20 protein-coding genes are annotated in these 19,930 nt (G+C 55.3%); 8 read left to right on the top strand and 12 right to left on the bottom strand.

The genetic code is table 11. The features are described from left to right. Nucleotides 1-118: 118 nt before the first annotated feature. Nucleotides 119-685 (bottom strand): D-glycero-beta-D-manno-heptose 1,7-bisphosphate 7-phosphatase, encoded by a 567-nt coding sequence (gene gmhB, locus ADJ24_RS18455; protein WP_023310476.1) that lies wholly within the window; start codon nt 683-685, stop codon nt 119-121. 188 nt (nt 686-873) lie between these two features. Here gmhB and metN point away from each other — a divergent pair, with 188 nt between their 5' ends. The 6 genes from metN to proS all read left to right on the top strand — a co-directional run bounded on the left by metN (nt 874) and on the right by proS (nt 6,453). Continuing rightward, nucleotides 874-1,905, top strand: a complete 1,032-nt coding sequence (gene metN, locus ADJ24_RS18460) for a methionine ABC transporter ATP-binding protein MetN (RefSeq protein ID WP_023310475.1) — start codon at nt 874-876, stop codon at nt 1,903-1,905. After that, complete coding sequence (locus tag ADJ24_RS18465) at nt 1,898-2,551, top strand: methionine ABC transporter permease MetI (protein ID WP_003856130.1); 654 nt, start codon at nt 1,898-1,900, stop codon at nt 2,549-2,551. Before metN ends, ADJ24_RS18465 begins: the two co-directional genes overlap by 8 nt. Nucleotides 2,552-2,591: 40 nt before the next feature. Beyond that, nucleotides 2,592-3,407, top strand: coding sequence for a methionine ABC transporter substrate-binding lipoprotein MetQ (gene metQ, locus ADJ24_RS18470; RefSeq protein ID WP_014168729.1), 816 nt, complete (start codon nt 2,592-2,594; stop codon nt 3,405-3,407). Nucleotides 3,408-3,513: 106 nt separating this feature from the next. Then, nucleotides 3,514-3,918, top strand: coding sequence for an Rcs stress response system protein RcsF (gene rcsF / locus ADJ24_RS18475; protein WP_008501883.1), 405 nt, complete (start codon nt 3,514-3,516; stop codon nt 3,916-3,918). After that, nucleotides 3,915-4,622 (top strand): tRNA (N6-threonylcarbamoyladenosine(37)-N6)-methyltransferase TrmO, encoded by a 708-nt coding sequence (gene tsaA / locus ADJ24_RS18480; RefSeq protein WP_023310474.1) that lies wholly within the window; start codon nt 3,915-3,917, stop codon nt 4,620-4,622. Before rcsF ends, tsaA begins: the two co-directional genes overlap by 4 nt. A gap of 112 nt (nt 4,623-4,734) precedes the next feature. Continuing rightward, nucleotides 4,735-6,453, top strand: a complete 1,719-nt coding sequence (gene proS, locus ADJ24_RS18485) for a proline--tRNA ligase (RefSeq protein ID WP_023310473.1) — start codon at nt 4,735-4,737, stop codon at nt 6,451-6,453. A gap of 47 nt (nt 6,454-6,500) precedes the next feature. Here proS and nlpE read toward each other — a convergent pair whose 3' ends face one another. Genes nlpE through ADJ24_RS18500 form a run of 3 tightly spaced genes read right to left on the bottom strand, consistent with a single transcriptional unit; the run spans nt 6,501 to nt 8,198 of the window. Next, on the bottom strand, nt 6,501-7,199 hold the full coding sequence (nlpE, locus tag ADJ24_RS18490) for an envelope stress response activation lipoprotein NlpE (protein WP_023310472.1): 699 nt from the start codon (nt 7,197-7,199) through the stop codon (nt 6,501-6,503). A gap of 34 nt (nt 7,200-7,233) precedes the next feature. Beyond that, nucleotides 7,234-7,656, bottom strand: a complete 423-nt coding sequence (arfB, locus tag ADJ24_RS18495; protein ID WP_023310471.1) for an alternative ribosome rescue aminoacyl-tRNA hydrolase ArfB — start codon at nt 7,654-7,656, stop codon at nt 7,234-7,236. After that, nucleotides 7,653-8,198 (bottom strand): YaeQ family protein, encoded by a 546-nt coding sequence (locus ADJ24_RS18500; RefSeq protein WP_023310470.1) that lies wholly within the window; start codon nt 8,196-8,198, stop codon nt 7,653-7,655. The genes arfB and ADJ24_RS18500 overlap by 4 nt, the downstream gene beginning before the upstream one ends. Before the next feature lie 196 nt (nt 8,199-8,394). On the opposite strand from ADJ24_RS18500, the gene ADJ24_RS23650 reads away from it, so the two are divergent. Further along, entirely contained in the window at nt 8,395-8,595 is a 201-nt protein-coding gene (locus tag ADJ24_RS23650) for a YaeP family protein (RefSeq protein ID WP_008501889.1), read from the top strand. After that, complete coding sequence (gene rof / locus ADJ24_RS18505) at nt 8,582-8,842, top strand: Rho-binding antiterminator (RefSeq protein ID WP_008501890.1); 261 nt, start codon at nt 8,582-8,584, stop codon at nt 8,840-8,842. Before ADJ24_RS23650 ends, rof begins: the two co-directional genes overlap by 14 nt. 28 nt (nt 8,843-8,870) lie before the next feature. Here rof and tilS read toward each other — a convergent pair whose 3' ends face one another. The 8 genes from tilS to lpxA all read right to left on the bottom strand — a co-directional run bounded on the left by tilS (nt 8,871) and on the right by lpxA (nt 19,929). Next, nucleotides 8,871-10,160 carry a tRNA lysidine(34) synthetase TilS gene (gene tilS / locus ADJ24_RS18510; RefSeq protein ID WP_023310469.1) on the bottom strand — a complete coding sequence of 430 codons (1,290 nt, stop codon included), beginning with the start codon at nt 10,158-10,160 and terminating at the stop codon, nt 8,871-8,873. A 58-nt stretch (nt 10,161-10,218) separates the two neighbouring features. Beyond that, on the bottom strand, nt 10,219-10,608 hold the full coding sequence (locus ADJ24_RS18515) for a VOC family protein (protein WP_023310468.1): 390 nt from the start codon (nt 10,606-10,608) through the stop codon (nt 10,219-10,221). 65 nt (nt 10,609-10,673) lie between these two features. After that, a complete protein-coding gene (locus ADJ24_RS18520; protein WP_023310467.1) occupies nt 10,674-12,806 on the bottom strand; it encodes a lysine decarboxylase LdcC in 2,133 nt (710 codons plus the stop codon). 100 nt (nt 12,807-12,906) lie between these two features. Beyond that, the gene (gene accA / locus ADJ24_RS18525) at nt 12,907-13,866 is read right to left on the bottom strand and encodes an acetyl-CoA carboxylase carboxyl transferase subunit alpha (protein ID WP_023310466.1); all 960 of its coding nucleotides are present in this window, start codon (nt 13,864-13,866) and stop codon (nt 12,907-12,909) included. A gap of 12 nt (nt 13,867-13,878) precedes the next feature. Beyond that, nucleotides 13,879-17,361: a DNA polymerase III subunit alpha gene (gene dnaE, locus ADJ24_RS18530; RefSeq protein ID WP_023310465.1), complete on the bottom strand. Its 3,483-nt coding sequence runs from the start codon at nt 17,359-17,361 to the stop codon at nt 13,879-13,881. A gap of 38 nt (nt 17,362-17,399) precedes the next feature. Continuing rightward, the gene (gene rnhB / locus ADJ24_RS18535; protein WP_023310464.1) at nt 17,400-17,996 is read right to left on the bottom strand and encodes a ribonuclease HII; all 597 of its coding nucleotides are present in this window, start codon (nt 17,994-17,996) and stop codon (nt 17,400-17,402) included. After that, nucleotides 17,993-19,141 carry a lipid-A-disaccharide synthase gene (lpxB, locus tag ADJ24_RS18540; RefSeq protein WP_023310463.1) on the bottom strand — a complete coding sequence of 383 codons (1,149 nt, stop codon included), beginning with the start codon at nt 19,139-19,141 and terminating at the stop codon, nt 17,993-17,995. Before lpxB ends, rnhB begins: the two co-directional genes overlap by 4 nt. Further along, entirely contained in the window at nt 19,141-19,929 is a 789-nt protein-coding gene (gene lpxA, locus ADJ24_RS18545; protein ID WP_023310462.1) for an acyl-ACP--UDP-N-acetylglucosamine O-acyltransferase, read from the bottom strand. Before lpxA ends, lpxB begins: the two co-directional genes overlap by 1 nt. Between the last annotated feature and the right edge of the window lies 1 nt (nt 19,930).

Below are 19,930 nucleotides of genomic sequence, written 5' to 3' on the forward strand. Positions count from 1 at the left end.
GTTTGTGAAGTGATTCACATCCGCCGTGTCGATGGAGGCGCATTATAGGGGGCCGCCGAGGAATGACAAGCGGAAAAATGCATTTTTATTTCAACCGCTCACCTTTTCACCAAAAAGGCTATTTTTGGTGCTTTTTAATCTCTTTTGGCAGGTCGGCCAGACTATTAATTACCCAATCCGCTGCATTTTCTGCATCTGGCGTCACTGGCTTGCCGGTGCGTACTAATATTTTGGTTCCTACACCCGCTGCCGCTGCTGCCTGCATATCTTCCAGTTTATCGCCCACCATATAAGAAGCAGACATATCAATGTGCAGGAACTCCTGCGCAGAGATGAACATCCCCGGATGCGGCTTACGGCAGTCACAGGTCTGGCGATACGCTTCTACCGTTCCCTGCGGGTGGTGCGGACAATAGTAGATGCCGTCGAGATCCACGCCTCGGTCGGCCAGCGACCAGTCCATCCATTCCGTCAGCGTTTCGAACTGCGCTTCGGTGAATTTACCGCGTGCAATACCGGACTGGTTCGTTACCACCACCAGCGCATAGCCCATCTCTTTCAGCTGGCGCATGGCATCTATTACGCCCTCGATAAACTCGAACTCATCAATCTCATGGACATAACCGTGATCCACATTAATAGTGCCGTCACGATCGAGAAAAATTGCGGGTACTGATTTTGCCACCGGTTTGCTCCTGAAAAAGGCATGTTCGACTAGTATCTCATGAATCGCAGCGCAATAAAGTGCTCATCGTACAGAGTTGGATTGATTTAGACGTCTGGATGCCTTAACATCCGTTTTGTTTACGGTCATCACCCGTATCTGGCAGAAGAAAATGCCACGGCTAACTTACATACGATAAAAATAATCTAATGATTAAACTTTCCAATATCACCAAAGTGTTCCAGCAGGGGAACCGAACCATTCAGGCACTGAACAACGTCAGCCTGCATGTTCCTGCTGGTCAAATTTATGGCGTCATTGGCGCATCGGGTGCAGGTAAAAGCACGCTGATTCGTTGTGTTAACCTGCTTGAGCGCCCAACCCAGGGCAGCGTAGAAGTTGGCGGCCAGGAACTTACCGCCCTCTCAGAGAAAGAACTCACCAAAGCGCGTCGTCAGATTGGCATGATCTTCCAGCACTTTAACCTGCTGGCTTCCCGCACCGTGTTCGGCAACGTTGCCCTGCCGCTTGAGCTGGATAACACGCCGAAAGAAGAAGTGAAGCGTCGCGTTACCGAGCTGCTCGACCTCGTGGGTCTGGGCGACAAACATGATAGCTACCCGGCAAATCTGTCCGGTGGGCAAAAACAGCGTGTGGCCATTGCCCGCGCGCTGGCAAGCAACCCTAAGGTACTTCTGTGTGATGAAGCCACCAGCGCACTGGATCCGGCAACCACGCGTTCGATTCTGGAACTGCTGAAAGACATTAACCGTCGCCTGGGCCTGACGATCCTCCTTATTACACATGAGATGGACGTGGTGAAACGCATCTGCGACTGCGTGGCGGTCATCAGCAACGGTGAACTGATCGAGCAGGACACGGTAAGTGAAGTGTTTTCGCATCCGAAGACGCCTCTGGCACAGCAGTTCATCCAGTCCACGCTACATCTGGATATTCCGGAAGATTATCTGGAGCGTTTGAAAACCGAACCCGCAGCAGACAGCGTCCCGATGCTGCGCATGGAGTTCACCGGTCAGTCCGTTGACGCTCCCCTGCTTTCCGAAACCGCGCGTCGCTTTAACGTGAACAACAACATCATCAGCGCGCAGATGGATTACGCCGGCGGCGTGAAGTTCGGCATCATGCTGACAGAAATGCACGGCACACAAGAAGAAACCCAGGCCGCGATTGCCTGGCTGCAAGAACACCATGTAAAAGTAGAGGTACTGGGTTATGTCTGAGCCGATGATGTGGCTGCTGGTTCGCGGCGTTTGGGAAACGCTGGCAATGACCTTTGTCTCTGGCTTCTTTGGTTTTGTGATTGGCCTGCCGGTCGGCGTATTGCTGTACGTGACGCGTCCGGGGCAAATCATTGAGAACGCGAAACTGTACCGTACGCTCTCCGCGCTGGTGAATATCTTCCGTTCTATCCCGTTCATTATTCTGCTGGTGTGGATGATTCCATTTACCCGCGTGATCGTCGGAACGTCTATCGGCCTGCAGGCAGCTATCGTTCCGCTGACCGTTGGCGCTGCGCCGTTTATTGCCCGTATGGTGGAAAACGCCCTGCTGGAGATCCCAACCGGTTTGATCGAAGCATCACGCGCGATGGGCGCAACGCCGATGCAGATCGTCCGCAAGGTTCTGCTGCCTGAGGCGCTGCCTGGGCTGGTGAATGCGGCAACTATTACGCTTATCACCCTGGTCGGTTATTCCGCGATGGGCGGTGCCGTTGGTGCCGGCGGTTTAGGTCAAATTGGTTACCAGTACGGCTATATTGGATATAACGCTACCGTGATGAATACCGTTCTGGTATTGCTGGTTGTTCTGGTTTACTTAATCCAGTTCTCTGGCGATCGCATCGTCCGGGCTGTTACGCATAAATAACGTTACACACAACACAAACTCTACGAGTTAAGGATAAAACATGGCGTTTAAATTAAAGACCTTCGCAGCAGTAGGCGCGCTGATCGGCTCTCTGGCACTGGTGGGTTGCGGTCAGGACGAAAAGGATCCAAACCACATTAAAGTGGGCGTTATCGTGGGTGCAGAACAGCAGGTTGCGGAAGTTGCTCAGAAAGTGGCAAAAGAGAAGTATGGCCTGGACGTGGAGCTGGTGACCTTCAACGATTACGTTCTGCCGAACGAAGCGCTGAGCAAAGGCGATATCGACGCGAATGCCTTCCAGCATAAGCCATACCTGGATCAGCAGATTAAAGATCGCGGCTATAAACTGGTGGGCGTGGGTAACACCTTCGTTTATCCAATTGCCGGTTATTCTAAGAAAATTAAATCTCTGGACGAGCTGCAGCCAGGCTCTCAGGTTGCCGTGCCTAACGACCCGACTAACCTTGGTCGTTCCCTGCTGCTGCTGCAGAAAGTGGGCCTGATCAAACTGAAAGACGGTGTTGGCCTGCTGCCAACCGTTCTGGACGTCACCGAAAACCCGAAAAATCTGAAAATTGTTGAACTGGAAGCACCGCAGCTGCCACGTTCCCTGGACGATGCGCAGATTGCCCTGGCCGTTATCAACACCACGTACGCCAGCCAGATTGGCCTGACGCCAGCCAAAGACGGTATCTTCGTTGAAGATAAAGACTCCCCGTACGTTAACCTGATCGTGACTCGCGAAGACAACAAGGACGCGGAAAACGTGAAGAAATTCGTTCAGGCCTATCAGTCAGATGAAGTTTACCAGGAAGCCAACAAAGTGTTTAACGGCGGCGCTGTTAAAGGCTGGTAATCTCACCTCAGTGTAATATCATCAGGACGGGCTTATGCCCGTCTTGTCATTTGTGCAGTCAACTGATTCAATATCTGACGTTTTGATTATCCATTGAGGAAATATTATGCGTGCTTTACCGATCTGTCTTTTAGCACTCATGCTGAGCGGCTGTTCTATGCTAAGCAGATCTCCCGTTGAACCTGTTCAAAGCACGGCAACCCCGCCAAAGACCGAACCTGCGAAACCGAAAGTGGTTCGCCCTGCGCCGGTTCGTATTATCACGAAAGCGGACGAACTCGTCGGTAAACCGTTCCGTGAACTGGGCGAAGTGAGCGGCGAATCCTGTCAGGCGACCAATCAGGACTCACCACCGAATATTCCGACAGCGCGTAAACGTATGCAGATTAATGCCGCAAAAATGAAAGCTAACGCGGTTCTGCTGCACAGCTGTGAAGTCACCAGCGGCACGCCGGGCTGCTATCGTCAGGCGGTTTGCATCGGTTCTGCGCTGAACATCACGGCGAAATGAGTGCATTTCAGTTCGAGCAGATAGGCGTTATCCACTCTCCTTATAAAGAGAAGTTCGCCGTCCCCCGCCAGCCCGGTCTGGTCACCAGCGGAAGCGGTGAGCTACACCTGATTGCGCCTTACAATCAGGCCGATGCGGTACGCGGGCTCGAGGCTTTCAGCCATTTATGGGTGGTGTTCGTGTTTCACCAGACGATGGAAGGCGGCTGGCGTCCCACCGTGCGTCCTCCTCGTCTTGGCGGAAATGCGAGAATGGGCGTGTTTGCGACTCGCTCGACCTTTCGCCCAAACCCGGTTGGAATGTCGCTGGTTGAACTGAAAGGCATACGCTGCCAGAAAGATCGGGTGATACTGGAGTTAGGTAGTCTGGACCTGGTCGACGGCACGCCGGTAATCGACATCAAACCCTATTTGCCCTTCGCCGAAGCGCTCCCGGACGCGCGCGCAAGCTATGCTCAGGACGCGCCGCAGGCGGACATGCCTGTTTATTTTACGCCAGAGATAACCGCGCAGCTCGGTCAGCTGGAGAAACGCTATCCTCGCTTACGGGATTTCATCACTGAAGTTCTGGCACAGGACCCGCGTCCGGCCTACCGTAAAGAAGAGGAAGAAGGAAAAACGTACGCCGTCTGGCTGCTTGATTTCAACGTTCGCTGGCGCGTCACCGGGGCAGGTTTTGAAGTGTTTGCCCTTGAACCCAGGTAATTTTGTTCTCCTCTCTTTTGGCATCTTTGCCACACTGGTAAACTAAACCACTTTTTTTGTGTCAGGCTGGTGTTTCAGCCTGTTCCAATCGTCGAAATGGAACCGTAACAACATGCGTACTAGCCAATATCTGCTCTCCACTCTGAAGGAGACGCCTGCCGACGCCGAAGTGATCAGCCATCAGCTGATGCTGCGCGCCGGGATGATCCGCAAGCTGGCCTCCGGGTTATACACCTGGCTGCCGACCGGCGTGCGCGTCCTGAAAAAAGTCGAAAACATCGTGCGTGAAGAGATGAACAACGCCGGTGCTATCGAGGTGTCCATGCCTGTGGTTCAGCCCGCTGACCTGTGGCAGGAGAGCGGCCGTTGGGAGCAATATGGTCCTGAACTGCTGCGCTTTGTCGATCGCGGCGAGCGTCCTTTCGTTCTCGGCCCAACGCATGAAGAAGTCATTACCGACCTGATTCGTAACGAGCTGAGCTCTTACAAACAGCTGCCGCTGAACTTCTTCCAGATCCAGACCAAGTTCCGTGACGAAGTTCGCCCACGTTTCGGCGTCATGCGCTCTCGCGAATTCCTGATGAAAGATGCTTACTCTTTCCATACCTCTCAGGAATCACTGCAAGAGACTTACGACGCAATGTACGCGGCGTACAGCAAGATCTTCTCCCGCATGGGTCTGGATTTCCGCGCTGTGCAGGCTGATACCGGCTCCATCGGCGGTAGCGCATCCCATGAGTTCCAGGTACTGGCGCAGAGCGGTGAAGACGATGTGATCTTCTCTGACTCTTCAGACTACGCGGCGAATATCGAATTTGCAGAAGCGCTGGCGCCAAAAGAACCGCGCGGCGCGGCAACGCAAGAGATGACGCTGGTTGATACGCCAAATGCGAAAACCATTGCCGAGCTGGTTGAACAGTTCAGTCTGCCTGTCGAAAAAACCGTGAAAACCCTGCTGGTGAAATCCACCGAAGGTAGCGCTTATCCGCTGGTTGCCCTGCTGGTGCGTGGCGATCATGAGCTGAACGAAGTGAAAGCCGAGAAGCTGCCGCAGGTAGCCAGCCCGCTGACCTTCGCAACGGAAGCGGAAATCCGCGCCGTGGTGAATGCGGGTCCAGGTTCACTGGGTCCAGTCAATCTGCCGGTGCCGGTTGTTATTGACCGCACGGTTGCTGCAATGAGCGACTTCTCTGCAGGTGCGAACATCGACGGTAAACACTACTTCGGCATCAACTGGGATCGCGACGTGGCGACGCCGGAAGTGGCTGACATCCGTAACGTGGTTGCAGGCGATCCAAGCCCGGACGGTCAGGGTACCCTGATGATTAAGCGCGGCATCGAAGTCGGTCACATCTTCCAGCTGGGCGATAAATACTCTCGGGCGCTGAACGCCGCTGTTCAGGGTGAAGATGGCCGTAACCAGATCCTGACCATGGGTTGCTACGGTATCGGGGTGACGCGCGTGGTGGCTGCGGCGATTGAGCAGAACTACGACGAACGCGGCATCGTCTGGCCGGACAATATCGCGCCGTTCCAGGTGGCCATTCTGCCAATGAACATGCACAAGTCTTACCGCGTGCAGGAGCTGGCCGAGAAGCTGTATGCCGAGCTGCGCGCTCAGGGTATCGAAGTGCTGATGGATGACCGAAAAGAGCGTCCAGGCGTGATGTTTGCCGATATGGAACTGATCGGTATCCCGCACACCGTCGTCATCGGCGACCGTAACCTCGACAGCGATGAGATTGAATACAAATACCGTCGCAGCGGCGAAAAACAGATGATCAAGACCGGCGACATTCTTGATTACCTGGTGAAAGCCATCAAAGGCTAAACAAAAAACCCCGCTCAGGCGGGGTTTTTTAATGGCTCAGCGTCAGCTCATTTACTGTTACAGTCTTTACCCGCAACAAACTTCGCGTCTTTATCTGCCACCAGCGTTTTCACCATCTCCCCGCTATCCGGGTTTGGCTCCAGCGTAAAGTGACCGTCAACCGTCAGCAATACCGGCTTGCTGTCATTGCCGCGTGCCACAGCGTAATCACGTTCAAGCTGCGCATTGTTTGCCACGCTGACCTTCCTGCCGGTTGCGCAGTCGGTAAAGATCGCCGCATCCGCCCTATAGAAGTACATTCCCCGCATTGCCATCGGCGTGGCAGGCAGAGCCGCTTTTACCGGCGCAAGCGTGTAGTTGAACTGGGATTCAATCGGGTTGCCTTCGCGGTCAAGCATCTCCATCCCCTCACCTTTGGCACGGAAAAAGGTTTTCTCACCGGTGGTGTCCGTCAGGACCAGCTTCTCGGCCGTACGCGCCCATGTTCCATAAGTTGCAAAAGAAGAAGGCTCTTTTGCGCCCTGATAGCGCTGGTTCATCACCCAGGTGCCGTCTTTTTGCAGGAACAGAGACGTTTCAATGCCTTCGCAGTCCGCACAAGGCAATACGCCGCGCCAGCTCTGCTGCATTGGTTTTAATTCTTCCGTTTGCGTGGGTTGTAAAACCTGCGTTTCGGAGCGGTTGTTACACCCAAAAAGCGCAAAAAGCGTACTCGCTGCCAGCGCTGACCATAATACTTTTTTCACAATGAATTCCTTATGAAAAGTGTGTTCCCTTTCGTCACTCTGTCGGGCGACGAACTTTACCGCGTAGTGCTTTCACTGTGGATTTTTGGGCCTTCGAGGACAACCGACGCTCTTTCGATGCGCGGGTTGGCCGCGTTGCCCGGCGGCTTTTTTGTACCGTCGTTAACTCTTTGATGACCGCCACCAGCCTGGCTATCGCCGCTTCCCGGTTGAGCTCCTGGCTGCGGTACTCCTGGGCTTTGATCACAATCACGCCATCGCTGGTGATCAGGTGATGGCTGGCGGCAAGCAGGCTTTCTTTATAATACTCTGGCAGGCTTGAGGCCCGAATGTCAAAACGCAAATGGATAGCCGTCGACGCCTTGTTGACGTGCTGCCCGCCAGCCCCCTGCGCACGGATGGCGGTGATCTCCAGCTCGTTGTCAGGGATGCTGACGTTTCGGGACAAGACGATCATGACGCGGGTTGCCACGCCGTTAAATGAATTTCCAGATTATTCTGAGAATCAGAGAGCCAGATGGCGCCATCCTGAATCGTCGCCTGCAAAACCATGGTCCGGCTGGCAAATTCGCTCAACTGCGCCAGCTGCTCATCGTCCAGATACCAGACCGTGAGATTTTTAAACTGTCCGCACTTGCTCTTGTTTTGCTGCCACCAGATCTCCGCAGCGCGCTGATTATACGCGAATAAGGCCACTTCAGCGGACTGGGTGCAGGCCTTCTTAATTCTGCGCTCGTCAGGCAGGCCGAGTTCGATCCACAAATCGATACCCAGATGATCGTTGCGCAGCCAGGCTTCAGGCTCGTCTTCTGCGCTTAATCCACGGGTAAACTGCAGACGCTCGTCGGCATACTTAATCCACGCCAACAGGCGCAGCATCATGCGCTCCTGGGTTTCGGAGGGGTGGCGTGCCAGCGTAAGCGACGCGTCGAGGAACTGGTTGCGATCCAGATCGGCCACATTGACCACTGCTTTATAAATTGTCGCTTTCAGCGCCATGAGAGAACTCCATTCGAATCAGGCGCACATTGTAGCGAAAACCGCGGCAAAAGGCTGTTACAGGGTGTTAAATACACCGCTATCAAGGCTCTGATATTGCTTAAATGAGTATGGTATAGTCACCTTGCTAAACCGAGTTTATCTTCGTAGGCTTAATGATATCTCACAGTAAGTCAGTGCGCTGGCGGGAGGGGATGTGAATAATTATTGTGAGTTAATTCGCAAACGGTATGCGGAAATCGCCAGCGGAGATCTGGGGTATGTCCCGGACGCGTTGGGCTGTGTATTGAAGGTGCTTAATGAAGTGGCCTCTGATGAGAGCCTTTCAGAGTCGGTCAGGGAAAAAGCAGCGTATGCTGCGGCGAATTTACTGGTGAGCGATTATGTCGATGAATGATACTTATCAACCCATCAATTGTGATGACTATGACAACCTCGAACTCGCCTGCCAGCATCATTTATTACTGACGCTGGAGCTAAAAGATGGCGAAGTGTTGAAGGCGAAAGCCAGCGATCTGGTTTCACGAAAGAATGTGGAATACCTGATAGTGGAAGACGCCGGTGCGACGCGTGAGCTGCGTCTGGACAAAATAGCCAGCTTCAGCCACCCGCAAATCGGCACCGTCGTGGTGAGCGAATCCTGATGACACTAACGGGCAGCCTGGCTGCCCGTTACGCTTTTTGCCACTCAAAACGGACACCCTCTTCTGACCACCCCTCTTCCGTGATGAAAACCCCTGCCGCAGCGATAAGCGTTTCACCGTAGAACAGCAGCGGCGTGGTGTCGCGCAGCCATGGCGGCACGTTACACTCCTGCCATATTTTCTTCAGCTTCCGTCCCCCGTTGCGCCCGACGATATGCAGCATGCCGCCAGCCTTAAAGCGCACGGTGACAGGTTCTCCGGGCTTCGGCAGCCGCACATGACCAGACGACAGAAGAGAAACGCGTCCTGCCTCACAGGGCAATATCAGGGGCGCGTCAGGAGAAAGCCAGTCGAGCACCACATCGGTCAGCGAGGGCATGGATTTTATCCACCAGAGCTCCCCCTTATAGCGTCTAACCTCAAAACCGTTCAGGTGGACGCTCGGGGAAGCATCATCCCGCGCCAGAGCGACTTCTTCCCAGATACGGCTCAGCATTGTCCTCGACGGCATCGCGGCGCGATGAAAGGCCAGCCAGCGTCGTAGCAGCGCGGCGCGACGTACCGGACTCATCGCTTTCATCGGTGCGATCGCCAGCGCCCCGTCGGCAGAAATCAGCCCAGCCAGCTCGTCGCTCAACAGCTCATCCAGCAACAACTCCTGTTCGGCGCACAGCATGGCGCTTCTTGCCGCCGCGTCGGCGAAATGCGGCCAGCGCTCGCCCAAAAGCGGGAGGACGCGCAGGCGCAGGAAGTTACGGTCATAGCCGTCATCCTGGTTACTCTCATCTTCGATCCAGTTCAGCTGATGTTCTCGCGCCCAGGCTTCCAGTGAGGCACGCGTCTCGCCAAGCAGCGGACGCAGTAACGTTGTGCCGGCAAATTCAGAACGCGCCGGCATGGCAGAAAGTCCCGCCGGCCCGCTACCCCGCTTAAGCGCCAGCAGAAAGGTTTCACACTGATCGTCCAGATGCTGGGCCGTGACCAGCGCTTCTCCAGCACGTAATGCCCCGGCAAACGCGGCATAGCGGGCTTTCCGCGCCTGCGCCTCGATGCCCAGCCCTTCCTCCGCAAGCGTCACTCGCTCAACGATGAGCGGGATCGCCCAGGCCGCACATAAGGCTTCGCAGTGCGCCACCCACGCCTCTGCGTGAGGACTCAATCCGTGGTGAATATGCATCGCCCGAAGCTGGACGTCAGGTTCCCGATCGCGCCAAAGCTTTAGACGATGCAGCAACACGGTAGAATCCAGGCCACCGCTAAACCCCACCAGCAGCTGGCGGTACGGTGAAACGGCTTGTGCGATAGCGGGTAAGGTCATAGGAGATTACACATAAAAAATGCCCGAACTGAGCGGGCATTATCACACAGGACAACCATTACTGCTGATAAAGCTCCAGGGGCAGGCCGTCCGGGTCGTTGAAAAAGGTAAAACGCTTGTCGGTGAACGGATCGACGCGTATCGCTTCGCACGTCACGCCGTGCGCCTCCAGATGTTTTACCGCGCTATCCAGGTCATCGACGCTGAAGGCAAGATGACGCAGTCCACAGGCTTCCGGGCGGGACGGACGCGCAGGCGGAAAAGGAAAAGAGAACAGCTCAATCACATATTGCCCGTTTAACGCCAGGTCGCCCTTCCAGGAGTCACGCTCCTCGCGGTAGGCCTCGCTTATGAGCGTAAAGCCCAGGATGTCGCAGTAGAAGGCCTTACTTTTCGCGTAGTCGGTCGCAATGATCGCAATATGATGAACCTGTTTTAAACCCAGCATAGCTTCTCCTTTTTATGATGCCTGAACGTTACAACCGAAAACCCGCACCTGGCAAGCGGTCACCCTTATTTTAGGACTCGCACCCAGTAAACGCCGTTCTCGTCGCGCTTCGCACCGTGGATATCCGTCTCAAAACCGGGATAGTGCCGCCCAACCGAGCAGAGCATCAGCAGGAAATCGAGCACGGCCCGACTCTCTTCGGTAATCATCTCTCCCGGCATCAGGAGCGGAACGCCCGGCGGGTATGGCAGGATCATGTTAGCCGATACGCGCCCGACCAGGTTTTCCAGCTCGACGGTTTCGACCTCCCCTTTCACCTGGCGCTGCCATGCTTTGTGCGGGGTAAACTTCATCTCCGGTAAGACATCAAACGCCTGAAGCATCAGACGCGGCAGATCGTGCTGACGGATCAGCCTGTGGATCCCCTGGGCCAGATCCTGAATGCGCATATTTCGATAGAAGTCAGGATCCTCCGCGTAGAGATCCGGCAGCATGTTTTTCACCCGCAGGTTGAGATCGTAGGCGCGCTTAAACTCCATCAGGCCGCGCAACAGCCCCATCGCCCGGGTTTTATCGATACCAATACTGAACAGGAACAGCAGGTTATAGGGGCCGGTTTTCTCCACCACTACGCCACGTTCATCAAGGAATTTCGCGACCAGCGCGGCCGGAATACCTTCATCACTCATCTTGCCCTGCTCATCCATACCCGGCGTCAGGATCGTCACTTTTACCGGGTCGAGGAACATATGGTCGCTATCGGCATCCCGGAAGCCATGCCAGTCTTCTCCGGGCGAGACGGGCCAGCATTCTGCTTCATCAATCTCTTCCGGCTGCCAGATATCAAAGAACCAGCCGTCGGCTTCATCTTTCAGTCGCTGAACCTCTTTGCGGAAATGCAGCGCGCGTTCTACCGAACGGTTGATGAGTCGTTTGCCCGGATTGCCGCGCAGCATCGCTGCGGCCGTTTCTATGGAGGCTACCAGCGGATAGCTCGGTGAGGTGGTGGTATGCATCATAAAGGCTTCGTTGAACGTGTCTTCGTCGTATTCGCCTTTGATGTGAATAAGCGAAGCCTGGGAAAACGCCGCGAGCATTTTATGGGTCGACTGCGTTTCGAAGAACACTTTCCCCGGCACGCGTTCACCGCTCATACCGCTTTTTCCGGCGTAAATCGGATGGAAATTAGTGTACGGCACCCATGCGGAATCGAAGTGGATCGACGGCACGTCCAGCGTCTTTTTGATCCAGTTCGTGTTGTACAGCAGACCGTCGTAGGTGGAGTTGGTGATCACCGCATGGACAGGCCAGCTTGCGCCAGGAATTGCCGCAACCTTACGTTCAATGGCGTCATGGGTGAACTCCCGGCGCGGAATACCGCCAAGAATACCGAGCGCGTTACGCGTGGGCGACAGCCAGAGCGGTACGACGTCGCTCATCATCAGCAGATGTGCCAGCGATTTATGGCAGTTACGGTCAATCAGCAAGGTGCTGCCAGCAGGCGCAGCGTACATCCCGACGATTTTGTTCGAGGTCGAAGTGCCGTTGGTCACCATATAGCTCTGCTCGGCGCCAAAGGTGCGGGCGATATACTCTTCGGCTTCCAGATGCGGGCCGGTGTGATCCAGCAGAGAGCCTAGTTCGGTGACTGAAATCGACACGTCCGCTTTCAGCGTGTTGCCACCGAAGAAATCATAGAACAGGCAGCCCACCGGGCTTTTTTGATAGGCCGTTCCCGCCATATGACCTGGCGTACAGAAGGTATATTTCCCCTCCTTCACGTAGGTGAAGAGCGCGCGGGTAAAGGGCGGAGTGATGTTATCGAGATATTCATTCGTGTATTGCTGAATTCGGGTCGCAATGTCTTCCGCCACGCCGAGTGAATATTCAAAGAACCACAGCGCCATACGCATATCATTGGCGCTGACGTCCATGGTTGAGTGGGTATTAATAAAGGCGTACAGCGGGAGATATTCGTTCAGCCTGTTGATATCGCTGCACAGTTCAAGATCATATTCGTCCCAGTCGAAGATCACGCCGCAGATACGCGGGTTATGCTCGATGAACTTCAGCAGATCGGCGCTGTTGTGCGGCCAGATTAGCTGATACCCGCGCGACTGCAGGGCTTGCTCCAGCTCCTTAATCGGCTCATCTTTATAAAAGACGCCGTGTGGCCCCATAACGGCAATGATATTCATGGGCTTCCTCCTTAAAAAACATTAGCTAAGCATAGTCCGGCTAAACCGCAGGTATAAAAAAAGCCGCAACAGTGTGCGGCTTTTCAGATAATTGTGAAGCTTACGCGTAACCGTAGGTCATCAGACGCTGGTAACGACGGTTGAGCAGATCGTCTTTGCTCAGCACGTCCAGGTCTGCCAGGTCAGCCAGCAGCTGCGCTTTCAGGGACGCTGCCATCACTTCCGGCTTACGATGTGCACCACCCAGTGGTTCCGGGATGATGGAGTCGATCAGCTTAAGCTCTTTCAGGCGTGGCGCAATGATGCCCATTGCTTCCGCAGCCAGCGGCGCTTTGTCGGCGCTTTTCCACAGAATGGACGCGCAGCCTTCCGGAGAGATAACGGAATAGGTGCTGTACTGCAGCATATTCACTTTATCGCCCACGCCAATCGCCAGCGCACCGCCGGAACCACCCTCACCGATAACGGTACAGATGACCGGTACCTTCAGACGAGACATCTCGCGCAGGTTGCGCGCGATAGCTTCAGACTGACCGCGCTCTTCCGCGCCCACGCCAGGGTATGCACCCGGGGTGTCGATGAAGGTGATGATTGGCATGTTGAAACGCTCAGCCATCTCCATCAGACGCAGGGCTTTACGGTAGCCTTCTGGTGCTGGCATACCGAAGTTACGACGGATTTTCTCTTTGGTTTCACGACCTTTCTGATGACCAATGATCATCACCGGGCGTCCGTCCAGACGCGCGATACCGCCAACGATAGCTTTATCGTCAGCGTATGCGCGATCGCCTGCCAGTTCGTCAAATTCGTCAAACGCCAGGCGGACATAATCCAGGGTGTACGGACGCTGTGGATGGCGGGCCAACTGGGCCACCTGCCATGCGCCGAGATCGGCAAAGATTTTGCGCGTCAGCTCTACGCTTTTCTCGCGCAGACGATGCACTTCTTCGTCGATGTTAATATCCAGTTTTTCATCCTGACGGCTTACCGCTGTCAGAGAATCGATTTTCGCTTCCAGCTCAGCAATCGGCTGTTCGAAATCAAGGAAATTCAGACTCATAGTATTCCTGTATTAGTCAAACTCCAGTTCCACCTGCTCCGAACCAATGAGGCCACGGAGATCGTTCAGTAAACGATCGCTCGGAGAGACACGCCACGTTGCACCAAAGCGCAACCGCGCGCGTGCATCCGCCCTCTGATAGTAGAGATGTACTGGAATTGTCCCCGAGCGGTGGGGTTCCAGAGACTGACGGAGTCGGTTTAAAAGCTGGTCATCAATTTGCCTGTCCGTCAGCGAGATAGCAAGCCCGCGAGCATATTTTTCCCGGGCTTCGTCAATGTCCATCACTTCGCGGGCGGTCATTTTAAGCCCCCCACTGAAGTCATCAAAGCTGACCTGTCCGCTGACGATAAGTATGCGGTCTTTTTCCAGCAATTGCTGGTATTTATCCAGCGCGTCGGTGAACAACATCACCTCCAGACGCCCGGAACGGTCATCCAGCGTACAGATGCCGATACGATTGCCGCGCTTGGTGACCATAACCCTTGCGGCAATCACGAGCCCCGCAGCCGTGGTGATTTTACCACGTTCTGTCGGATGCATGTCTTTAAGCCTGTGGCCGCCGACATAGCGCTCAATTTCTTTGATGTACTGGTTGATCGGGTGCCCCGTCAGGTACAAGCCTAACGTCTCACGCTCCCCATCCAGTACTACCTGTTCTGGCCACGGCTGGCAGTTGGAATAAGATTGCTCGATCTGCTCTGGCTCTTCCGCCAGCACCCCGAACATATCCGCCTGACCAATGGCTTCCGCTTTTGCATGCTGATCCGCCGCTTTCAGCGCGTCGCCGAGGGAATTCATCAGCGCGGCGCGATGCGGCCCGAGTCTGTCAAACGCGCCGGACATGATCAGTTTTTCCAGCACGCGACGGTTCAGTTTTCTGGTGTCGGTACGAGCGCAAAGATCGAACAGCTCGCGGAAATACCCGCCGTTGTTACGCGCTTCGATGATCGCCTCGATCGGACCTTCGCCCACGCCTTTGATCGCGCCGATCCCGTAAACGATCTCTCCGTCGTCGTTGACGTGGAAGTGGTAGAGCCCTGAGTTAATATCCGGCGGCAGGATCTTCAGCCCCATGCGCCAGCACTCGTCCACCAGGCCAACCACCTTCTCGGTGTTGTCCATATCGGCCGTCATTACCGCCGCCATAAATTCAGCAGGATAGTGCGCTTTCAGCCACAGCGTTTGATACGACACCAAAGCATAGGCGGCGGAGTGGGATTTGTTAAACCCGTACCCGGCGAATTTCTCCACCAGGTCGAAGATTTTCATCGCCAGCTCGCCGTCAACGCCGTTTTTCTTCGCCCCGTCTTCAAAGATGGAACGCTGCTTGGCCATCTCTTCCGGCTTTTTCTTACCCATCGCACGACGCAGCATGTCCGCGCCGCCGAGCGTATAGCCGGAAAGCACCTGAGCAATCTGCATGACCTGTTCCTGATACAGGATAATGCCGTAGGTGGGCTCCAGCACCGGCTTCAGGCTTTCGTGCTGCCACTGAACGTCCGGGTAAGAAATCTCTTCGCGACCGTGCTTACGGTCAATAAAGTTATCTACCATCCCTGACTGCAGCGGGCCCGGACGGAACAGGGCGACCAGTGCGATCATATCTTCGAAGCAGTCGGGCTGCAGACGTTTAATCAGGTCTTTCATGCCGCGGGATTCAAGCTGGAAGACGGCGGTGGTCTCCGAGCGCTGCAGCATATCGAAACTTTTCTTGTCATCCAGCGGGATGGCCGCGATATCCAGCGGCGGTTCGCCGTTCTTCTCGCGGCGGGCGTTAATCATCTCCAGCGCCCAGTTGATGATGGTCAACGTACGCAGGCCCAGGAAGTCAAACTTCACCAGCCCGGCGTATTCTACGTCGTTCTTGTCAAACTGGGTTACCGGGTGTTGGCCCGCTTCGTCACAGTAAAGCGGTGCAAAATCCGTAATTTTAGTTGGGGCGATAACCACGCCCCCCGCATGCTTACCGGCGTTACGCGTGACGCCTTCCAGCTTGCGCGCCATGTCGATCAGCGCTTTGACCTCTTCGTCAGCTTCGTAGATTTCCGGCAGCTGAGGTTCGGCTTCAAACGCTTTTGCCAGCGTCATGCCCGGATCGGGCGGCACCAGCTTAGAAATACGATCGACAAACCCGTACGGGTGGCCCAGCACGCGTCCCACGTCGCGGATAACCGCTTTCGCCGCCATCGTACCGAAGGTAATAATCTGCGATACCGCATCACGGCCGTACATATCGGCCACGTGCTCAATGACCTGATCGCGTTTCTCCATGCAGAAGTCGACGTCGAAGTCGGGCATCGAGACACGTTCCGGGTTAAGGAAACGTTCGAACAGCAGGTCGAATTCCAGCGGATCGAGGTCGGTAATTTTCAGCGCGTACGCCACCAGCGAGCCCGCACCGGAGCCACGGCCCGGTCCAACCGGCACGCCGTTATCCTTCGACCACTGGATGAACTCCATAACGATCAGGAAGTAGCCCGGGAAGCCCATCTGGTTGATTACCTGGAGTTCAATGTCCAGGCGTTCGTCATACTCAGGGCGACGCTTTTTACGCTCTTCTTCATCCGGGAACAGGAATTCCAGACGCTCTTCCAGGCCTTCTTTTGATTTCGCGACCAGGAAATCTTCCGTGGTCATGTCACCCGTCGGGAACTGCGGCAGGAAGTATTCGCCGAGGCGAACGGTGACGTTGCAGCGCTTGGCAATCTCTACGCTGTTTTCCAGCGCTTCGGGGATATCGGAGAAGAGCTCACACATCTCCTCCTCGCTGCGCATGTACTGTTGCGCGGAGTAATTACGCGGCCGCTTCGGATCGTCGAGCGTGAAGCCATCGTGGATCGCCACGCGAATCTCATGCGCGTCGAAATCACCCGCCTCAAGGAACCGCACGTCGTTGGTGGCCACCACGGGCAAACCGCGCTCCTCTGCGAGCGCCACCGCGGCATGAAGATAGCTCTCTTCATCCTGACGGCCGGTACGGATCAACTCCAGGTAATAACGATTCGGGAAATATTCTTCATAGAACGAGACGCATTGATCCACCAGCGCGCTATTGCCGCGCAGCAGACATTTGCCGACGTCACCCATACGGCCACCCGAGATCAGCAGCAGCCCTTCGTTCAGTTCAGCCAGCCAGTCACGGTCGATCCACGGCCCCAGCGCGCCATAGCCGCGCTGATAGGCTTTTGAGATCAGCAGCGTAAGGTTTTGATAGCCCGTGTTGTTCATCGCCAGCACGGAGATTTGCGTCATTTCATCGCCGATGAGATCGCTTTGCACGTGAAAATCTGCGCCGACGATGGGCTTCATCCCCGCGCCGTGCGCCGTTCCGTAGAACTTCACCAGGCCACACAGGTTGGTAAAATCGGTGATCGCCAGCGCGGGCATGCCAAGGGAGGCCGCCTTTTTTACCAGCGGCCCGGTCTTCGCCAGCCCATCGATCATGGAGTAGTCGCTATGCACCCGCAGGTGTACGAAACGTGGTTCAGCCATCTTCAGATTCCGCGTTACTTAATTGCTTGCGTATTGATTCAGGACACCCGTCCCAGCGCGCGCTTCACCGGGCCAAAACTGCGCCGGTGATGTTCGGTTGCGCCATGTTCAGCCAGCCTTTCCAGGTGGAAAGGTGTGGGATACCCCTTATGCTGGGCGAAACCATACTGAGGATAAGTGAGGTCCAGCGCGGCCATTTCGGCGTCGCGCGTCACTTTGGCAATGATAGAAGCTGCGCTAATTTCTGCGACCCGGCTATCGCCTTTAACGACCGCCATTGATGGCATGGGCAATGCCGGACAGCGGTTGCCGTCAATCAGAACATATTCCGGGGAAATTTTCAGACCTGCAACCGCACGCTGCATCGCCAGCATCGTGGCATGCAAAATATTCAGCTCGTCTATTTCATGCGGTTCAGCGCGCCCCAGGCTCCAGGCCAGCGCCTTCTCCTGGATCTCACTAAACAGCGCCAGACGGCGCTTTTCTGACAATTTTTTAGAGTCGTTCAGCCCGATAATCGGGCGATCCGGATCGAGGATCACCGCGGCGGTCACCACTGCCCCGACCAACGGGCCGCGACCCACTTCGTCCACGCCCGCCACAAGGCGAGTGTGAGGATAAACAAATTCCATCATTTTGCTAGCTCCAGCACCGCATCAGCCGCTTGCTCATCAGCATTACAGCGGATCAGTTGATGCAGTTCGCGGAAGGTATCGTGCATCTGGTGGCTGGTCTTGCCGTTGGCGAGCAGCGGCAGCAGCGCATCGGCAAGCGCCTGCGGCTGGCACTCGTCCTGCAACAGCTCTTTCACCAGCTCGCGCCCGGCAAGCAGGTTTGGCAGGGAGACATAATCCGTTTTCACCAGACGTTTTGCCAGCCAGAAGGTGAACGGCTTCATGCGATAGCCGACCACCATAGGGCATTTCGCCAGCATACATTCCAGCGCAGCCGTACCGGAGGCCAGCAGCGCGGCATCGCTCGCATACATCGCTTCCCGCCCTTTCCCGTCCAGAAGACGGACGTGAAGATCCGGGGCGACTTCCGCTTTGATGCGCTCAAACTGCTCGCGGCGCTTGGCATTTACCAGCGGAACAACCACTTCAAGATCCGGATAGGTCTGGCGAAGAATTTGCGCTGTTTTGAGGAAATCGGCGCTCAGCATCTCAACTTCTGCACCACGGCTGCCTGGCAGCAGTGCCAGACAGTGCACATCATGCGGGATGCCCAGCGCGTCGCGCGCCGCGTTTTTATCCGGATCCAATGGCATCGCATCCGCCATGGTATGACCGATAAAACGGCACGGAACATTAAATCTGTCGTAAAACGCTTTTTCGAAAGGCAGGAAAGCCAGCACCAGGTTGGTGGACCGTCCGATTTTGAAAACGCGTTTCTGTCGCCACGCCCAGACGGACGGACTGACGTAGTGAATCGTTTTGATACCCTGCTTTTTCAGATTCCCTTCGAGGGTAATGTTGAAATCAGGCGCATCGATACCGACAAACACATCGGGTTTGAGTTCGGTAAAACGACGGGTGAGATCGGCGCGGATGTGCAGCAAACGGCGTAGCCGTCCCAGCACCTCAACGATGCCCATCACGGCGAGCTCTTCCATTTCATACCAGGCTTCACAGCCTTCGGCCTGCATCAGCGGGCCAGCAACGCCGACAAAGCGAGCATTGGGTACACGCGCCTTAAGCGCGCGGATGAGACCGGCACCAAGAATATCGCCGGAGGTTTCTCCGGCGACCAGGGCTATCGTAAGCGGACGACTGTCGGCCATTAACGAATCAGACCCCTTGTTGAACGGTCAAAGAATTCCATGAACGCGTTCACTTCCGGGTGCTTATTCGCCAGCTCGGCAATTTCCGGCTTCGCCTCTTCCAGCGTTTTACCGCTACGGTACAGCAGTTTGTACGCGTTGCGAATGGCAGTAATCGCTTCGCGACTAAAACCACGACGCTTGAGGCCTTCGATGTTCACGCCAAACGGCGTGGCATGGTTGCCCTGCGCAATCACATACGGTGGAACGTCCTGCGCCACACCGGAGCATCCGCCTACCATCACGTGCGCACCAATGATGCAGAACTGATGGACTGCGGTCATGCCGCCAATAATTGCGAAGTCATCAACCGATACGTGTCCTGCCAGCGTTGCGTTGTTGGCAAGAATACAGCGGTCACCCACGGTACAGTCGTGCGCGATATGCGCATTAACCATAAACAGGTTATCGCTGCCCACCTTCGTCAACCCACCACCCTGTACTGTTCCACGATGAATAGTGACGCTTTCGCGAATACGGTTACGATCGCCAATTTCCAGACGGGTCGACTCACCAGCATATTTCAGATCCTGGTTAACTTCGCCGATGGAAGCGAACTGATAGATCTCGTTATTGCAGCCAATGGTCGTGTGACCATTCACGACAACGTGAGATTTCAGTACTGTACCCTCACCAATTTCGACATGGGGTCCAACAATACAAAACGGGCCAATGTGGACGTTAGCGCCAATGATGGCACCGGTTTCCACAATAGCGGTAGGATGAATAAAGGCGGATTTATCAATCACG

Origin of the sequence: Enterobacter sp. 940_PEND, from assembly GCF_001059415.1 — a bacterium.
Taxonomy (GTDB): domain Bacteria; phylum Pseudomonadota; class Gammaproteobacteria; order Enterobacterales; family Enterobacteriaceae; genus Enterobacter; species Enterobacter cloacae_M.

What these genes read in the sequence shown, in the direction of transcription:
- metN (WP_023310475.1), top strand. Translation starts at nt 874, where the DNA reads ATGATTAAACTTTCCAATATCACCAAAGTGTTCCAGCAGGGGAACCGA.
- ADJ24_RS18465 (WP_003856130.1), top strand. Translation starts at nt 1,898, where the DNA reads ATGTCTGAGCCGATGATGTGGCTGCTGGTTCGCGGCGTTTGGGAAACG.
- metQ (WP_014168729.1), top strand. Translation starts at nt 2,592, where the DNA reads ATGGCGTTTAAATTAAAGACCTTCGCAGCAGTAGGCGCGCTGATCGGC.
- rcsF (WP_008501883.1), top strand. Translation starts at nt 3,514, where the DNA reads ATGCGTGCTTTACCGATCTGTCTTTTAGCACTCATGCTGAGCGGCTGT.
- tsaA (WP_023310474.1), top strand. Translation starts at nt 3,915, where the DNA reads ATGAGTGCATTTCAGTTCGAGCAGATAGGCGTTATCCACTCTCCTTAT.
- proS (WP_023310473.1), top strand. Translation starts at nt 4,735, where the DNA reads ATGCGTACTAGCCAATATCTGCTCTCCACTCTGAAGGAGACGCCTGCC.
- arfB (WP_023310471.1), bottom strand. Translation starts at nt 7,656, where the DNA reads ATGATCGTCTTGTCCCGAAACGTCAGCATCCCTGACAACGAGCTGGAG.
- ADJ24_RS18500 (WP_023310470.1), bottom strand. Translation starts at nt 8,198, where the DNA reads ATGGCGCTGAAAGCGACAATTTATAAAGCAGTGGTCAATGTGGCCGAT.
- rof (WP_008501890.1), top strand. Translation starts at nt 8,582, where the DNA reads ATGTCGATGAATGATACTTATCAACCCATCAATTGTGATGACTATGAC.
- tilS (WP_023310469.1), bottom strand. Translation starts at nt 10,160, where the DNA reads ATGACCTTACCCGCTATCGCACAAGCCGTTTCACCGTACCGCCAGCTG.
- ADJ24_RS18515 (WP_023310468.1), bottom strand. Translation starts at nt 10,608, where the DNA reads ATGCTGGGTTTAAAACAGGTTCATCATATTGCGATCATTGCGACCGAC.
- ADJ24_RS18520 (WP_023310467.1), bottom strand. Translation starts at nt 12,806, where the DNA reads ATGAATATCATTGCCGTTATGGGGCCACACGGCGTCTTTTATAAAGAT.
- accA (WP_023310466.1), bottom strand. Translation starts at nt 13,866, where the DNA reads ATGAGTCTGAATTTCCTTGATTTCGAACAGCCGATTGCTGAGCTGGAA.
- dnaE (WP_023310465.1), bottom strand. Translation starts at nt 17,361, where the DNA reads ATGGCTGAACCACGTTTCGTACACCTGCGGGTGCATAGCGACTACTCC.
- rnhB (WP_023310464.1), bottom strand. Translation starts at nt 17,996, where the DNA reads ATGATGGAATTTGTTTATCCTCACACTCGCCTTGTGGCGGGCGTGGAC.
- lpxB (WP_023310463.1), bottom strand. Translation starts at nt 19,141, where the DNA reads ATGGCCGACAGTCGTCCGCTTACGATAGCCCTGGTCGCCGGAGAAACC.